We start from the raw sequence: 15,785 nt of genomic DNA, 5'->3' as shown, positions 1-15,785 counted from the left end.
CGTTTCGTGTGCGACGTCAGGTTCGCCGTGACGGCGAGCGGCTGACGGAGGGGCAGGCCCGTCCGCATCGCGGACGGGCCTGTCTGTTGCACCCCTGTTGTATCTAAGCTGTGTGCATGCCAGCCGCCCCAGCCCAGCAGCCTGCCGCCAAGCAGCCCCCCGCCGCCGATCGCGTCTACATGCACGTCAAGCAGGCCGTCCTCGACCGTCGCTACGAAGGGGGCACCCTCCTCACCGAGGGGGAGCTCGCCGAGGCCGTCGGAGTCTCGCGGACACCCGTGCGCGAGGCACTGCTCAAGCTGGAGATGGAAGGGCTGCTCAAGCTCTACCCCAAGAAGGGCGCCCTGGTGCTCGCCGTGTCCGCCCAGGAGATCGCGGACGTCGTCGAGACCCGGCTGCTCGTCGAGGAGTTCGCCGTGCGCCGGGCCGTGCCCGCGGCGCCGGCACTGGTCACGCGGCTGGAGGAGCTCCTGGAGGAGCAGAAGAGGCGGGCCGAGGCCGGGGACCTGGCCGAGGTGGCCGTCACCGACCGCTGCTTCCACGCCGAGATCGTGAAGCACGCCGGGAACCAGATACTGGCGCGGCTGTACGACCAGCTGCGGGACCGGCAGCTGCGCATGGGCGTGGCGGTCATGCAGTCGCAGCCCGACCGCATCGCCAAGAACATCGCCGAGCACGCCGAGATCCTCGACCGCATCAAGGCCGGTGACGTCGAGGGCGCCGCACACTGCGTGCGGCAGCACCTCAGCTGGGTCAAGGTGCTGGTCCGGGGTGAGGAGCGATGAGCCGGGACGGATTCGGCTCCGCCGTCACCCTGCCCGGGGACCCGCCGGGCGGCCGCCGGGCCGCGCTCGTCTGGGGCGTCGGCGTCGCGGTCTACTTCGTCGCCGTCATCTTCCGGACCTCGCTCGGTGTCGCCGGGCTCGACGCCGCCGAGCGCTTCGACGTCAACGCCTCGGCCCTGTCGACGTTCTCCATACTCCAGCTGCTCGTGTACGCGGGCATGCAGATACCCGTCGGCCTCATGGTCGACCGGCTCGGCACCAAGAAGGTGCTGACCATCGGGGTCCTGCTGTTCACGCTCGGGCAGCTGGGCTTCGCGCTCTCCCCCTCGTACGGCATGGCGCTCGCCTCCCGCGCCCTGCTCGGCTGCGGCGACGCGATGACCTTCATCAGCGTGCTGCGGCTCGGCAGCCGCTGGTTCCCGGCCCGCCGCGGGCCGCTGATCGGGCAGGTCGCCGCCCTCTTCGGGATGGCCGGCAACCTCGTCTCGACGATCTTCCTCTCCCGCGCCCTGCACGACCTCGGCTGGACCACCACCTTCGTCGGCAGCTCGCTCGCGGGAGTCCTCGTCCTCGTGCTCCTCGTGTTCTTCCTCAAGGACCACCCCGAGGGGTACGCGCCCGAACCCGTCAGCCACGCCGGCGCCGCCTACGTCCGCCGCCAGATCGCCGCGTCGTGGCGGGAGCCCGGCACCCGGCTCGGCATGTGGGTGCACTTCACCACGCAGTTCCCCGCCATGGTCTTCCTGCTGCTGTGGGGGCTGCCCTTCCTCGTCGAGGACCAGGGCCTCGACCGCGGGACCGCCGGCGAGCTGCTCACCCTCGTCGTGCTCTCCAACATGGCCGTCGGTCTCGCGTACGGCCAGATCATCGCCCGGCACCACGCCGCCCGCGCCCCGCTCGCGCTCGGCACCGTCGCCGCCACCGCCCTGCTGTGGGCCACCACCCTCGGCTACCCGGGCGGCCGGGCACCGATGTGGCTGCTCATCACCCTCTGCGCGGTGCTCGGCGCCTGTGGTCCCGCCTCGATGATCGGCTTCGACTTCGCCCGCCCCGCCAATCCGCCGGAGCGGCAGGGCACCGCCTCGGGCATCGTCAACATGGGCGGCTTCGTGGCCTCGATGACGACCCTCTTCGCCGTCGGCGTGCTCCTCGACGCGACCGGCGACGACTACCGGATCGCGTTCTCCTCCGTCTTCGTCCTGGAGGCCCTGGGCGTGGTGCAGATCCTCCGGCTCAAGGCACGCACCGCCCGCCGGGAGCGGGAGCGACTGGTCGCCAGCCGGGTGGAGGCCGTGCACGTACCGGCCTGAAGGATCAGTTCGGCGTCACCGCGAAGTTCGCCAGGATCGCCCGCGCCAGGTCCTCGTCGCCCTCCGTCTTGACCCGGTCGGCCACGTCGGCCGGACGGACCCGGCCGCAGGCCAGGCGGACGTAGGTCTCCCAGTCCGTCGCCAGCGTCACCGCGGGCCCGAGCGACGGGGCGCCGTCGACCGTGCCGTTGCCCTGGGCGTCCACCCGGACCGTCCGCAGGAACTCCACCGGGCCGCTCACGTCGAAGACGAACGCCGAATTCGCCGGGGCCCCGGCCTCCTTGGCCACCACGTGCGGCAGGGCCTCCAGGAGCACGTCGCGGGTCACGTAGGCGCCGGGGGAGTCCAGGTTGCCGGGGACGCCGAGGGTGGCGCGCAGGTCCTGCTCGTGCACCCAGCAGTCGAAGGCGCGCATCCGGTAGGCCAGTTCCAGGGTCTGCTCGGCGCCGAGGGGGGCGCGGATCAGGGTGTCGGGCTGCCGGTTCTCGTTGCGCAGCTGGCGGGCCCGGCGGATCAGGATGTACTCCAGCTCCGAGGTCATCTCCGGCGCCGTGTGGTGCCGCCGGACGTCGACCTGCATCTCCATGTACCGGGCGAAGTCCGTGCGTACGTGGTAGAGATCGCGGGGCAGGCTGTGGATCGGGCGCGGGTCGCCGAGCATCTCGGTCTCCATGCCGATGACATGGGAGACGATGTCGCGCACCGACCAGCCCGGGCACGGCGTGGCGCGGTTCCACTCGCCCTCGACGAGCGGCTGCACCAGCTCGGCTATCGCTTCGATGGAGTGGGTCCAGGCGTCGGCGTAGTTCTGGAGGCTGGGATGGACGGTCACGGGACCCCTCGGCGGTTCTGCGGTGCGCGGGCTGGGCTGGCTGGCGGGCGACGGTAGGGACTTCGGTATGCAGTTCTGGCGGCCGAAAACATGACTCCGTGGGAGGCTCGGTCGCTAAGTTACGCTGCCCGAAGGCACCCCGGCAGTGCTTTCGTGTGACGATCGTAGGCCGGTGTTGACGGCTCGAATGCCAGGACGGTGGTAGTGTGCGCGCCTCGCTGATCCAGATCGCGGTAGACCCGGACGAACCGGTCGAGGACCGGCGGGCCCGTGTGGCCCGACTGGTGCGGGAGGAGCGGGGCACCGCGGAACTCGTCGTCCTGCCCGAACTCTGGCCCATGGGAGCCTTCGCCTACGAGGCGTTCGCCGCCGAGGCCGAGCCGCTGAAGGGCGCCACCTACCAGGCCATGTCCGCCGCCGCGCGCGACGCGGAGGTGTGGCTGCACGCCGGCTCGATCGTCGAGGCCGTCTCCGGCGCCCTCTACAACACCTCCCTGGTCTTCTCCCCCGACGGCGAGCTCGCCGCCAGCTACCGCAAGATCCACCGCTTCGGCTTCGACAAGGGAGAGGCCGTCCTGATGGCGGCCGGCGAGGACCTCGTCACGGTCGACCTTCCGCAGCTCACCGTCGGCGTCGCCACCTGCTACGACCTGCGCTTCCCCGAGCTCTTCCGCGGTCTCGTGGACGCCGGCGCCCAGGCCTTCGTCGTCCCCGCCGGCTGGCCCGCCCGCCGTCGCGCCCACTGGACGCTGCTCGCCCAGGCCAGGGCCGTGGAGAACCAGGCGTACGTCCTCGCCTGCGGCACCGCCGGCACCCACGCCGGCGTCGAACAGGCCGGGCACTCGATCGTCGTCGACCCCTGGGGCGAGGTCCTGGGGGAGGCCGGCCCGGACGAGGAGATCCTGCGGGTCGCCCTCGACCCGGCCAGGGTCGCCACCACCCGCGAGCAGTTCCCCGCGCTGAAGGACCGGGTCCTGGGCCGCCCGTAACCGGACAGGACCTGGAGGGTGGTGCACGTGCCCGGGACCGAGCCGTCCGCAACACCCTTCAGGAGTTCGCCTCCGCCCAGAGTTCCGTCACCCGGCGCACCCCGGACCGCACCGCCCCGACCCGGGTCAGGGCCGCGCGGTCCACTCCCGCGAAGGCCAGCGCGAGCGCCAGGTCGCCGCCCTCCGCGCGCCCGTCGGCGTGGACCGAAAGCCGGCGGCCCCTGCCGCGGCCCGACTCGCGCACGGTGACCGTGACCCCGGGGTCCTCGGCGTCGGCGGCCCGGGTCAGGACGAAGCCCCGGGCGTCGAGGGCGGCCAGACGGTAGTGGTCGCCCGCGTACCGCAGCAGCAGGGCGCGCCGCTCCAGGGTGGCGCCCCACCGGTTCCGGGTCATGTACACGACGCGGTCACCGACCCGCAGGGTGGCCCGGTTCAGGGTCGGCAGCCGCAGGGAGTCGGTGTGGATGCCGCGCGACTCGAACGTGGCCGCGGGTATCCGGCCGCCGCGTGCCTCGGAGACCACCGTCTCCGGCGCGGTGCGGGGCAGCGGGCAGGTCAGCACGATCTCGCCGAACTCCGCCGAGACGCCCCGCCAGCCGGAGCGCACGTCCGGCCGCTTCCCCTCCTTCCAGGGGACGAGGGCGAACGGGGTGACGGTGGTGTGCACGTGACTCCTTCGGAGACGCAGGGGACCCGGACGCTCAGACGGTGATGGCGTTCAGGCGGCGGGGACGGTGGGGGAGGCGGAGGGGGCAGGGACGGTGGCCGCGGTGGTGGCGATCGCGGCGACGGGGGCGTCCGGCCGGTCCGCCGGCGCGTACTCCTCCCAGGCCGCCGCCAGGCGGCGGACCGCCTCCACCAGGAGGCCGGCCGGCAACAGGAAGTGCAGCCGCAGCATGCGGGCGCTGCCGCCGAGCGCGTCCATGGTGGAACCGGGCAGCACGGCCACCCCGTGGCGCATCGCGATCTGCGCGAAGGACACCCCGTCGCCGTACGGGAGCCGGACCCACAGGGTCTGCCCGCCCGCGGCCGCGGGGCACTCCCAGGAGGGGAGCCGGCGGGCGAGCTCGGCCCGCAGCAGGTCGTGGCCGGCTCGCAGGTCCGCCACCCGGGCCCGCAGCAGCGGGCCGAAGGAACCGAGCAGCCGGGTGGCCACCAGCTGGGCCGGCACGTCACTGCCGAGATCGTGCAGGGCCTTCAGCCGCGCGAGCCGCGCGACCAGCGGGGCAGGGCCGCGCACCCAGCCGATCCGCAGGCCGCCCCACACCGCCTTGCTGAGCGAGCCGACGCCGATGACCTCCGTACCGTACGAGGACAGGGGCGGCGGCCCGGCCTCGCCGGCGGTCCCGTCGAAGCGCAGCTCCGCCAGCACCTCGTCGTCCACCAGCGGCACCCCGGACGCCTCCGCCGCCTCGACCAGACGCCGCCCCAGCAGCGGCGGCAGCACGGTGCCGGTGGGATTGTGCAGATGCGGCACCACATAGGCGAGGGCCGGCCGGTGACGCTCCATCACCGCGACCGCCGCCGGAACGTCCAGCCCGTCCGGCCCCACCGCCACCGGACACGGAACGGCCGCCGCCTCCCGGAACAGGTCGAGCGCCCCCGGATAGCTGGGCGCCTCCACGAGGACCGCGTCGCCGGGCGCCACCAGGAGCCGGGTGAGCAGCGCGATGCCCTGCTGGGCACCGGTGGTGACCAGGACCTGCGCCGGGTCCGTCGGCACGCCCCGCGCCTCGTACCGCCGCGCGATCGCCGCCCGCAGGGCCGCGAGGCCGGCCGGGTGATAACCGAGGTCGTCCGGCGGCAGCACGAGCCCTGCGTACGCCTCGGTCAGCTCACGCGGCGGCCCCGGCGGGGCCGCGCAGCTCAACAGGATGACGTCGTCGGACGGTTCGAGCAGATGCAGGAACATCGGGTTGGACGTCTCCGTCACCCGCGGCCCCGGTGCAGCGAGCGCGGCCGGCGCCACGCGCGTACCACTGCCCTGCCGACGCACCAGGCGCCCTTCCTGGCGCAGGGTGTCGTAGGCGGCGACCACCGTCGTCCGGCCGACCGACAACGCGGACGCGAGCCGCCGGTCGGGCGGCAGCGGAGCGCCCGGCGGCAGCAGGCCCTCGTCGATCAACTGCCGTACGCGGGCGGCGAGCAGCAGGTACAGCGGTCCCCGCCCGGCCGACCAGCGCCCGAGCCACGCGACCAGCTCTTCCACGGAAGGTGCCATTGGATCCATCGGCGGACCAATCTGCCGGGATTGGTCCTGTGGACGCAAGCCCGCCCTGCCCAGACTGGACGTCATGAGCGCCGAACTCCCCGAAACGTCCCGTCCCGAGACCCTCGCCGTCCACTCCCCCCAGCCGGAGATCCGCGGCAGCCGGCCGCTCGGCGTGCCCCTCCACCAGGGCCACGTCTTCGCCTTCGAGAGCGCCGACGCGCTCGCCGAGGCCTTCGAGTCGCCCGACGCCTTCCTCTACAGCCGCATGGGCAACCCCACCGTCCGCGCCCTGGAGACCGCCGTCGCCCGCCTGGAGGGCGGCGCCGACGCCCAGTCGTACGCCTCCGGGATGGGCGCCATCAACAGCGTCCTGCTCGGACTGCTGTCCACCGGCGGACACATCGTCGCCCAACGCTGCCTGTACGGCGGCACCTACGCCGTCCTCACCGACCTCGCCGCGCGCTGGGGCGTCGAGGTCACCTACGTCTCCGGCACCGACGCCGACGAGGTGCGCGCCGCGCTGCGCCCGCACACCCGGCTGCTCTACCTGGAGACCATCGCCAACCCCACCACCCGGGTCTCCGACCTGCCCGCGCTCGCCGCCGCCGCCCGCGAGGCCGGGGTTCCGACCGTCGTCGACAACACCTTCGCGTCGCCGCTGCTGTGCCGGCCGATCGAGCACGGCGCCGACATCGTCGTCCACTCCGCGACCAAGTACCTCGCCGGCCACGCCGACGTCCTCGGCGGCATCGCCGTCTTCAAGGACGTCGACATGCACCGGCGCATCCGCCACCACGCCGTCGAGCAGGGCGCGGTCACCGACCCGTTCGCCGCCTGGCTGACCCTGCGCGGGCTGCAGACCCTGCCGTTGCGCATCGAGCGCCAGAGCGCGAGCGCCGCCGAGCTGGCCGGCCGCCTCGCCGCCCACCCGGCGGTGGCCGCCGTCCGCCACCCGGCGGTCGCGGGCCACCCGGACCACGAGGTGGCGGCCCGCCTCCTGCCGAAGGGCGGCGGCGGAGTCGTCTCCCTCGACCTCGCGGGCGGCCGCGAGGCGGGCCGGACCTTCGTCGAGGCGGTCCGGGTGGCCTCGCTGAGCGTCTCCCTCGGCGACGTGAAGACCCTGGTCATGCACCCGGCCTCGACCTCCCACCGCCAGCTCGACGAGCAGGCCCTCGCGGCGGCGGGCATCGCCCCCGGCACGGCCCGCCTGTCGGTCGGCATCGAACACGTCGAGGACCTGTGGTCGGACCTCGACCAGGCTCTGACCAAGGCGCTGTAACCGGCCCGGCCGCCCGGCGGACCGGCCCTGACCGACGGCGCCCGGGCCAGGGCCGGGCCTAGGTGCTGTCGTCAAACTCCCGTCGTGGCCCGCATGGCGTCGCGGGGCAGGCGGGAGTTCGACGACAGGGCCTAGTCCTCCCGCTCCCGCTCGGCCATCCGGATCACGCACACCGCGAGGGCGATGAGCAGGGCGGAGTCGGCGTCCTCGCGGACCACGTTCACGGCGTAGGTGTCGCGGACGCGGAACCACTGCCGCGAGATGTGGGCGAGGAGCTCGCCGTCGTACTCGATGGTGAACTCCCGGTCGAGGATCCGACCGCTGACGTCCAGCTCGGTGCCGTCGACCAGGGTCACCCGGAAGTGGTTCCGCAGCAGCGAGAGCCGCTTGCGCCGGATCGTGGCGAGCGGGTGTTCGCCCCGTTCGATCGTCATCGCGTCCCGCAGGCTGAACATCTTCTGCCGCAGCGTGATCAGGACCTGCCCGTCGGGGTCCTTCAGCTCCAGGGTGTCGCGCAGCCGCAGCGCCTTGCCGTCGACGAGAAAGGCGTGCCGACCCCGCTCGTCCTCGATCCAGTAGTCGTCGCCGATGGCGAAGAGCTTGTCCCGTACCAGGTATTTCATGCCGGAATGCCTTCCCCGCCGGGCGCGGAACTCGCGCCGGGAGCGGCGGATGGAGGCGGCGGGTTCCGCCCCGGTCCACGGCGCCATCCGCCCGTGATCCGACCTTCACGGGCGGATGGCAAGCTTGAAGGATGAACGATGCTGCCCCGGCGCCCACCCCCGCGCCCGCACCCCGCAAGCGTGCCCGTGTCCGTGCCCCCGAGCTGATCGGCAAGGGCGGCTGGCTGAACACCGGCGGCAAAGAGCTCACCCTCGCCGACCTGCGAGGTAAGTGCGTTGTTGTGGATTTCTGGACCTTCTGCTGCATCAACTGCCTGCACGTCCTCGACGAGCTGCGTGAGCTGGAGGAGAAGCACCGCGACACCCTGGTGATCGTCGGGGTGCACTCGCCCAAGTTCGTGCACGAGGCCGAGCACCAGGCCGTCGTCGACGCCGTCGAGCGGTACGAGGTGCACCACCCCGTGCTGGACGACCCCGAGCTGGCGACGTGGAAGCAGTACGCGGTGCGGGCCTGGCCCACGCTCGTCGTGATCGACCCCGAGGGCTACATCGTGGCCCAGCACGCGGGCGAGGGGCACGCCAACGCGCTCCGCACCCTGGTCGAGGAGCTGGAGGCCGAGCACGAGGCCAAGGGCACGCTGCGGCGCGGGGACGGGCCCTACGTCGCGCCGGAGCCGGTCGCGAGCGATCTGCGCTTCCCGGGGAAGACGGTCCTGCTGCCGTCCGGGAACCTCCTCGTCTCCGACACCACCCGGCACCAGCTCGTCGAGCTGGCCACCGACGGCGAGACCGTCGTACGGCGGATCGGCGCCGACGGCGAGTTCCGCGAGCCGCAGGGCCTGGCGCTGCTGCCGGACGGCACGGTCGTCGTCGCCGACACCGTGAACCACGCCCTGAAGCGGCTGGACCCGGCCACCGGCGCGATCGAGCGGATCGCCGGCACCGGCCGCCAGTGGTGGCAGGGCTCCCCCACCTCGGGTCCGGCGCTGGAGGTCGACCTGTCCTCGCCGTGGGACGTGGCCTGGTGGCAGGGCAAGGTGTGGATCGCGATGGCCGGCGTCCACCAGATCTGGACGTACGACCCGGCGACCCGGACCGTCGAGGTCGCGGCCGGCACCACCAACGAGGGTCTGGTCGACGGCCCGGCCGCCGAAGCCTGGTTCGCGCAGCCCTCCGGTCTCGCCGCCACCGCCGACCGGCTGTGGATCGCCGACTCCGAGACCAGCGCGCTGCGCTTCGTCGAGACGGAGGGTGACGGCTACGTCGTCCGCACCGCCGTCGGCACCGGCCTCTTCGACTTCGGCCACCGTGACGGCGCCGCCGACCAGGCCCTGTTCCAGCACCCGCTGGGGGTCACGGCGCTGCCCGACGGCTCGGTCGCGGTCTCCGACACGTACAACCACGCGCTGCGCCGCTTCGACCCGGCGAGCGGCGAGGTGACGACGCTGGCCACCGATCTGCGGGAGCCCAGCGACGCGGTCGTCGTCGGCGAGGACGTGGTGGTCGTCGAGTCGGCCCGGCACCGTCTGACCCGGCTGCGTCTGCCGGAGGAGGCGGTGCAGGTCGAGTCGGTCGCCCACCGCACGCGGCGCGAGGCCACCGACGTGGCCGCGGGTCGGGTCCGCCTCGACGTGGTCTTCCAGGCCCCGAACGGACAGAAGCTCGACGAGCGCTACGGCCCCTCGACCCGGCTGCTGGTCTCCTCGACCCCGCCCGAGCTGCTGCTGGCCGGTGAGGGCAAGGGCACGGATCTCTTCCGCGAGCTGGAGCTGAACCCGGACCTGACCGAGGGTGTCCTGCACGTCTCGGCGATGGCCGCCTCCTGTGACGACGACCCGGCCAACGAGTACCCGGCCTGCCACGTCCACCAGCAGGACTGGGGCGTCCCGGTCCGCGTCGCCGAGGGCGGCGCGGCCCGGCTGCCGCTGATCCTGGCGGGGATGGACGAGGCGGGCGCGGGCGCCTGACGCACGGAGCGGGCCCCCGGCTGCTGCCGGGGGCCCGCTCCGTCACGCCACTTCATGTCGGCGAAGCTCCTGGGGCTCTTCGCCCACGGAGGTGTCGCCCTCGGTTTCCCTCAGTCCCGCGGCCGGGACCGGTGGGCCCGCCAGGCGGTGAGGGCCTCGGTGCGGGTGCCCTTCGGGTGGGCGGCGTGCCAGTCGCGCAGGAAGCGGTTGAGTTCGAACTGGGCGCCGATCTCCTGCGGGCGGGCCGCCTCGTCCCGGGTCTCCCGCCAGTGGCGGGCGGCGTCGGCCAGGGTGCGGCCGGCGTTCTCCGCGATGTACGCGCGCATGTACGCGTCGAAGTGGAACGTCGGCCCCAGCTCGGCCTGGAACCAGGCGCGCAGCACCTGGCTGCAGCGCTGGCCCTCGGGTATCACGGTCGTCGCGTCGACCGGCGCGGTGAGCCGGCCGGCCGCCCCCGCGGCCCGGCGCCGGGCCGGGGCCGGGGGCAGCGGGCGGCCGTCGAGGGCGGCCGCGAGCCGCTCGGTGACGGCTGCCTTGCCGCCGCCGGCCGACAGGCCCATCGTGCGGGCGAGCACGGTCAGTTCCGCGAGGGTCCAGTACCAGCGCAGGAGTTCCGCGCCCGTCAGGTCCGGTGTGAGCGGGGGCCGTCCTGCCGGGGCGGAGCTCATCGGCTAGCCCTCCAGGAAGGCGAGCAGCGCGTTCGCGAGGTGGTGCGGGTCGTCCGAGCCGCACAGCTCGCGGGCGCTGTGCATGGACAGGCAGGCGACGCCGATGTCGACGGTCGTGATGCCGTGCCGGGCGGCGGTGATCGGGCCGATCGTGGTGCCGCAGGGCATGTCGTTGTTGGAGACGAACGACTGCCACGGGACGCCCGCCTTCTCGCAGGCGGCGGCGAACACGGCCCGGCCGGTGCCGTCGGTGGCGTAGCGCTGGTTGACGTTCACCTTGAGGATCGGGCCGCCGTTGGGGCGGGGGTGGTGCGTCGGGTCGTGCCGCTCGCTGTAGTTGGGGTGCACGGCGTGGCCGACGTCGGAGGAGAGGCAGACCGAGCCGGCGAGGGCGCGGGCCTTGTCCTCGTAGCCGCCGCCGCGGGCGTAGACGGAGCGCTCCAGGACGGTGCCGAGCAGCGGGCCCTGGGCGCCGGTGTCGGCCTCGGAGCCGTTCTCCTCGTGGTCGAAGGCGGCGAGGACCGGGATGTAGGGCAGGTCGTCGCCGTGCGCGGCCGCGGCGGCCAGGGCGGCGACGCAGGCGTGCACCGAGATCAGGTTGTCCATGCGCGGGCCGGCCAGCAGTTCGCGGTCGCGGCCGAGGTAGGCGGGGGCCTCGACGGCGTGCACCATGAGGTCCCAGCCGGCGACGTCCTCGGCGTCGAGCCCGGCTTCGGCGGCGAGGAAGGCGATCAGGTCGCCCTCGTGGACGTCGCCCAGGCCCCAGATCGGCTGCATGTGGCGCTGGCGCTCCAGCTTCATGCCCTCGTTGACCTGGCGGTCCAGGTGGATGGCGAGCTGCGGCACGCGCAGCAGGGGGCGGTCGACGTTCACCAGGTGCTGGGAGCCGTCGCGCAGGGTGAGCCGGCCGGCGAGGCCGAGGTCCCGGTCGAGCCAGCTGTTGAGCAGCGGTCCGCCGTAGATCTCGACGGCGACCTGGCGCCAGCCCTCGCGGCCGAAGTCGGGCTGCGGCTTGACCCGCAGGTTCGGGGAGTCGGTGTGGGCGCCGACGATCCGGAAGGGGGTGTGCGGGGAGGCGCCCTCGGGCACGTACCAGGCGATGATCGCGCCGCCGCGGATCACGTACTTCCCGCCCGACGTCCCGTCCCAGGCGTCGGTCTCCTCGACCTTGCGGAAGCCGGCCTTCTCCAGCCGCCCGGCCGTGTTGGCCACCACGTGGTACGGCGACGGCGAGGCCGCCAGGAAGGTCATGAGGTCATCGGTGTGGCCGCGGTCGAAGCGGGAAGGGGCGCGCGAAGCGCTCTTCTCGGTGGCGGTGGCGTGCGACGGGCGGGCTGGTGCGCTACTCATGTCCTTCACCTTACGCAGATCTCGACATGCGGACGTGCGAGCGTCGAACAGCTGTGGACACGTCGCCCGTGGCCTGTGGACGCACAGAAGGAACGGCCCGCTCCCCTCCCCGGGAGCGAGCCGTTCCTGATGCGGACGTGGCGCGTACCTGTGCGGTACTTAGAACGCGGCCTCGTCCAGGTCCATCAGCGAGTTGTCCACGCCCTCGGCGAGGAGGCGCTCGGTGGAGACGCCCGGCAGGACGGTGGCGGCGAAGAACTTCGCGGCCGCGATCTTGCCCTGGTAGAAGGCGACGTCCTTGCCGGAGGCGCCGGCGGCCAGCTTCTCGGCGGCCACGGCCGCGCCCTTGAGGAGCAGGTAGCCGATGACCACGTCACCGGACGCCATGAGCAGGCGGGTGGTGTTGAGGCCGACCTTGTAGATGTTCTTGAGGTCCTCGCCGGTGGCGGTGAGGTCGGTCAGCATCGCGCCGACGATGCCCTCCAGGTCGACGGCCGCCTTGGCGAGCGCGTCGCGGGCGCCGGCCAGCTCCTCGCCGCCGGTGCCGACCGCGAGGAACTTCTTGATCTCCTCGGCCAGCGTGTTCAGGGACGCGCCCTGGTCGCGGACGATCTTGCGGAAGAAGAAGTCCTGGCCCTGGATGGCCGTGGTGCCCTCGTAGAGGGTGTCGATCTTGGAGTCCCGGATGTACTGCTCGATCGGGTACTCCTGCAGGAAGCCGGAGCCGCCGAAGGTCTGCAGCGACTGGGCGAGCTGCTCGTAGCCCTTCTCGGAGCCGTAGCCCTTGACGATCGGGAGCAGCAGGTCGTTCAGGCCGTGCAGGGCCTTGGCGTCCTCGCCCGCGGCCTCCTTGAGCTGGATGGCGTCCTGGACGGAGGCCGTGTAGAGGACGAGGGAGCGCATGCCCTCGGCGTACGCCTTCTGCGTCATCAGCGAGCGGCGGACGTCGGGGTGGTGCGTGATGGTGACCTTGGGGGCGTGCTTGTCCATGAAGTTCGCCAGGTCGGTGCCCTGGACGCGCTCCTTGGCGTACTCCAGGGCGTTGAGGTAGCCCGTGGAGAGGGTGGAGATCGCCTTCGTGCCGACCATCATGCGGGCGAACTCGATGATGAGGAACATCTGGCGGATGCCGTCGTGCTTGTCGCCGATGAGCCAGCCCTTGGCGGGGTGCTTGTCACCGAACGTCATCTCGCACGTGTTGGAGGCCTTGAGGCCCATCTTGTGCTCGACGTTGGTGGCGTAGACGCCGTTGCGGGCGCCGAGCTCGCCGGTCTCCCAGTCGAACTCGTACTTCGGGACGAGGAAGAGGGAGAGGCCCTTGGTGCCGGGGCCGGCACCCTCGGGGCGGGCGAGGACGTAGTGGAGGATGTTCTCCTCCATGTCGTGCTCACCGGAGGTGATGAAGCGCTTCACGCCCTCGATGTGCCAGGAGCCGTCCTCCTGCTGGACCGCCTTGGTGCGGCCGGCGCCGACGTCCGAGCCCGCGTCGGGCTCGGTGAGGACCATGGTGGAGCCCCAGCGCTTCTCGACGGCGATCTGCGCAACCTTCTTCTGCGCCTCGTTGCCCTCGTTGAAGAGGATGCCGGCGAAGGCCGGGCCGGAGGAGTACATCCAGATGGCCGGGTTCGAGCCGAGCAGCAGCTCCGCGTAGGCCCAGATGAGCGAGCGCGGGGAGACGGTGCCGCCGATCTCCTCGGGGATGCCCAGGCGCCAGTACTCGGACTCCATGAAGGCGTTGTACGAGTTCTTGAAGGAGGCCGGGACCGGGGCCGTGTTGGTCTCGGGGTCGAAGACCGGCGGGTTGCGGTCGGCGTCGGTGAAGGACTCCGCCAGCTCGTTCTCGGCGAGGCGGCGGATCTCGTCGAGGATGCTCTTCGCGGTCTCGACGTCCATCTCCTCGAACGGACCGGTGCCGTACACCTTGTCGCGGCCGAGCACCTCGAAGAGGTTGAACTCGATGTCGCGGAGATTCGACTTGTAGTGCCCCATGGCGACGGCTCCGTAAGGATCGGGGAGGCGGATGTCCTCGTAGACGTACAACTACCCGTGAGTAGCTCAGGCTCTCTACGATGATGCTACCCGTCGGTAATAAAGGCAACCCCTTTCCGGACATCTGTGACGCGGGCCGCAGCCCCTTCCCGGGCCTCGATAGGCTGGCCCGCATGTACGGCTACGAGCAGAATCCGGGTGCCCAGCAGCAGTACGGCCCGCCTCCGCAGCAGGGGATGCCGGGCGGCATGCACCCCGGCATGCAGCCGGGCATGCAGGCCGGCGGAGTGCAGGGCGGCTACGCCCAGCAGCCCCCGCTCTACCCCGAGCCGTCGCCGCCCTCGCTCGCCGACGCCGTGCGGGCCTTCACGACCGGCACGCTCGCCGCCGAGGACTTCCAGCAGATCTTCGCGACCTCGAAGGTCTACTGCCCGCGCGGCGACAACCCGGGTTTCCTGGCGCTGCACAACACCCAGCAGCCGGTGATCCCCATGTTCACCTCGCTCAAGGAGCTGCGGCGGTACGCGGGCAAGGAGTCCAAGTACTTCGTGATCACCGGCGCCGAGGTGATCGACCTGCTGCCGACCGGCTACGGCTTCGTCCTCGACATGGAGGGCGACCACCGGATGGTCTTCGACGCCAAGGCCGTCGAGCAGATGGTCGACTACGCGATGCGCCGGATGTACGGCTGACGCAGGCTGGAAGGACAGGGAGAGCGCCCGGGAGGAATTACTCCCGGGCGTTTCGCGTTCCGGGTGGCAGGAAGTTCAGGATTCAACTAAAGTGGTGGCACAAGGAGGTCCCCCCGATGCCTGCTGTGACTGTCGAGAACCCGCTCACCCTGCCGCGCGTGGCCGCTGCCGCCGACGCCGTCGCCCGCCCCGTGCTCGCCGTGACCACGGCGCCCCAGGGCTTCGAGGGCGAGGGTTTCCCGGTGCGCCGGGCCTTCGCCGGCATCAACTACCAGTACCTCGACCCGTTCATCATGATGGACCAGATGGGAGAGGTGGAGTACGCCCCCGGCGAGCCCAAGGGCACGCCCTGGCACCCGCACCGCGGCTTCGAGACCGTCACGTACATCATCGACGGGATCTTCGACCACCAGGACTCCAACGGTGGTGGCGGCACCATCACCAACGGCGACACCCAGTGGATGACCGCGGGCTCCGGCCTGCTCCACATCGAGGCCCCGCCGGAGCACCTCGTCGTCAGCGGCGGCCTCTTCCACGGCCTCCAGCTGTGGGTGAACCTGCCCGCCTCCGACAAGATGATGGCGCCCCGCTACCAGGACATCCGCGGCGGCCAGGTGCAGCTCCTCACCTCGCCCGACGGCGGCGCGCTGCTCCGCGTCATCGCCGGCGAGCTGGACGGGCACCAGGGGCCCGGGATCACCCACACCCCGATCACGATGCTCCACGCCACCCTGCGCCCCGGGGCGGAGATCGAGCTGCCGTGGCGCGAGGACTTCAACGGCCTCGCCTACGTCCTGGCCGGGCGCGGCACCGTCGGCCAGGAGCGGCGGCCCGTCCACACCGGGCAGACCGCCGTCTTCGGCAAGGGCGGTTCGCTCACCGTCCGCGCCGACGAGAAGCAGGACGGGAACACCCCGGACCTGGAGGTCGTGCTGCTGGGCGGCCGGCCGATCCGCGAGCCGATGGCGCACTACGGCCCGTTCGTCATGAACACCCAGGCCGAACTCCGCCAGGCCTTCGAGGACTTCCAGGCCGGCCGGCTCGGCACCATCCCGGCGGTGCACGGGATGGGCGAGTAGCCGGGGCGAG

The 15,785-nt window shown here is 72.3% G+C and carries 14 protein-coding genes; 7 read left to right on the top strand and 7 right to left on the bottom strand.

Features of this window, described 5'->3' with window-relative positions:
- Window positions 1-116 precede the first annotated feature (116 nt).
- A complete protein-coding gene (locus ACIRQF_RS14985; RefSeq protein WP_376627179.1) occupies window positions 117-785 on the top strand; it encodes a GntR family transcriptional regulator in 669 nt (222 codons plus the stop codon).
- Complete coding sequence (locus ACIRQF_RS14980; RefSeq protein WP_382477268.1) at window positions 782-2,095, top strand: nitrate/nitrite transporter; 1,314 nt, start codon at window positions 782-784, stop codon at window positions 2,093-2,095. The genes ACIRQF_RS14985 and ACIRQF_RS14980 overlap by 4 nt, the downstream gene beginning before the upstream one ends.
- Before the next feature lie 4 nt (window positions 2,096-2,099).
- Here the strand turns inward: ACIRQF_RS14980 and ACIRQF_RS14975 are convergent, their stop codons facing one another.
- Window positions 2,100-2,927, bottom strand: a complete 828-nt coding sequence (locus tag ACIRQF_RS14975) for a maleylpyruvate isomerase family mycothiol-dependent enzyme (protein WP_376627175.1) — start codon at window positions 2,925-2,927, stop codon at window positions 2,100-2,102.
- Window positions 2,928-3,133: 206 nt separating this feature from the next.
- On the opposite strand from ACIRQF_RS14975, the gene ACIRQF_RS14970 reads away from it, so the two are divergent.
- Window positions 3,134-3,916: a carbon-nitrogen family hydrolase gene (locus tag ACIRQF_RS14970; RefSeq protein ID WP_376627173.1), complete on the top strand. Its 783-nt coding sequence runs from the start codon at window positions 3,134-3,136 to the stop codon at window positions 3,914-3,916.
- Between the two features lie 58 nt (window positions 3,917-3,974).
- Here ACIRQF_RS14970 and ACIRQF_RS14965 read toward each other — a convergent pair whose 3' ends face one another.
- Together ACIRQF_RS14965 and ACIRQF_RS14960 are read right to left on the bottom strand one after the other, a co-directional pair.
- On the bottom strand, window positions 3,975-4,583 hold the full coding sequence (locus ACIRQF_RS14965; RefSeq protein WP_404092351.1) for a hypothetical protein: 609 nt from the start codon (window positions 4,581-4,583) through the stop codon (window positions 3,975-3,977).
- Between the two features lie 51 nt (window positions 4,584-4,634).
- Window positions 4,635-6,137 (bottom strand): PLP-dependent aminotransferase family protein, encoded by a 1,503-nt coding sequence (locus ACIRQF_RS14960; RefSeq protein ID WP_404092348.1) that lies wholly within the window; start codon window positions 6,135-6,137, stop codon window positions 4,635-4,637.
- Window positions 6,138-6,210: 73 nt separating this feature from the next.
- Here ACIRQF_RS14960 and ACIRQF_RS14955 point away from each other — a divergent pair, with 73 nt between their 5' ends.
- Window positions 6,211-7,407, top strand: coding sequence for a trans-sulfuration enzyme family protein (locus ACIRQF_RS14955; protein WP_404092345.1), 1,197 nt, complete (start codon window positions 6,211-6,213; stop codon window positions 7,405-7,407).
- A 131-nt stretch (window positions 7,408-7,538) separates the two neighbouring features.
- Here the strand turns inward: ACIRQF_RS14955 and ACIRQF_RS14950 are convergent, their stop codons facing one another.
- Window positions 7,539-8,030 (bottom strand): LURP-one-related/scramblase family protein, encoded by a 492-nt coding sequence (locus tag ACIRQF_RS14950; RefSeq protein WP_404092343.1) that lies wholly within the window; start codon window positions 8,028-8,030, stop codon window positions 7,539-7,541.
- Between the two features lie 131 nt (window positions 8,031-8,161).
- Between ACIRQF_RS14950 and ACIRQF_RS14945 the strand changes: the two genes are divergently transcribed.
- Window positions 8,162-9,997 carry an NHL domain-containing thioredoxin family protein gene (locus ACIRQF_RS14945; protein WP_404092340.1) on the top strand — a complete coding sequence of 612 codons (1,836 nt, stop codon included), beginning with the start codon at window positions 8,162-8,164 and terminating at the stop codon, window positions 9,995-9,997.
- A 110-nt stretch (window positions 9,998-10,107) separates the two neighbouring features.
- Here the strand turns inward: ACIRQF_RS14945 and ACIRQF_RS14940 are convergent, their stop codons facing one another.
- From ACIRQF_RS14940 to ACIRQF_RS14930, 3 genes are all read right to left on the bottom strand, one after another.
- Entirely contained in the window at window positions 10,108-10,665 is a 558-nt protein-coding gene (locus tag ACIRQF_RS14940; protein WP_404092338.1) for a DUF6434 domain-containing protein, read from the bottom strand.
- 3 nt (window positions 10,666-10,668) lie between these two features.
- Window positions 10,669-12,015: a M18 family aminopeptidase gene (locus tag ACIRQF_RS14935; protein ID WP_404092336.1), complete on the bottom strand. Its 1,347-nt coding sequence runs from the start codon at window positions 12,013-12,015 to the stop codon at window positions 10,669-10,671.
- A 159-nt stretch (window positions 12,016-12,174) separates the two neighbouring features.
- Window positions 12,175-14,004, bottom strand: a complete 1,830-nt coding sequence (locus ACIRQF_RS14930) for an acyl-CoA dehydrogenase (RefSeq protein WP_376627632.1) — start codon at window positions 14,002-14,004, stop codon at window positions 12,175-12,177.
- Window positions 14,005-14,177: 173 nt separating this feature from the next.
- On the opposite strand from ACIRQF_RS14930, the gene ACIRQF_RS14925 reads away from it, so the two are divergent.
- Together ACIRQF_RS14925 and ACIRQF_RS14920 are read left to right on the top strand one after the other, a co-directional pair.
- Entirely contained in the window at window positions 14,178-14,696 is a 519-nt protein-coding gene (locus ACIRQF_RS14925) for an SseB family protein (protein ID WP_376627630.1), read from the top strand.
- Between the two features lie 116 nt (window positions 14,697-14,812).
- Complete coding sequence (locus tag ACIRQF_RS14920; RefSeq protein WP_376627159.1) at window positions 14,813-15,775, top strand: pirin family protein; 963 nt, start codon at window positions 14,813-14,815, stop codon at window positions 15,773-15,775.
- Window positions 15,776-15,785: the final 10 nt, after the last annotated feature.

The sequence above is a fragment of the Streptomyces sp. NPDC101191 genome (assembly GCF_044767915.1).
Taxonomy (GTDB): domain Bacteria; phylum Actinomycetota; class Actinomycetes; order Streptomycetales; family Streptomycetaceae; genus Streptomyces.
The sequence above is the reverse complement of the archived record's forward strand: the minus strand, read 5'-3'. Positions and strand labels throughout refer to the sequence as shown.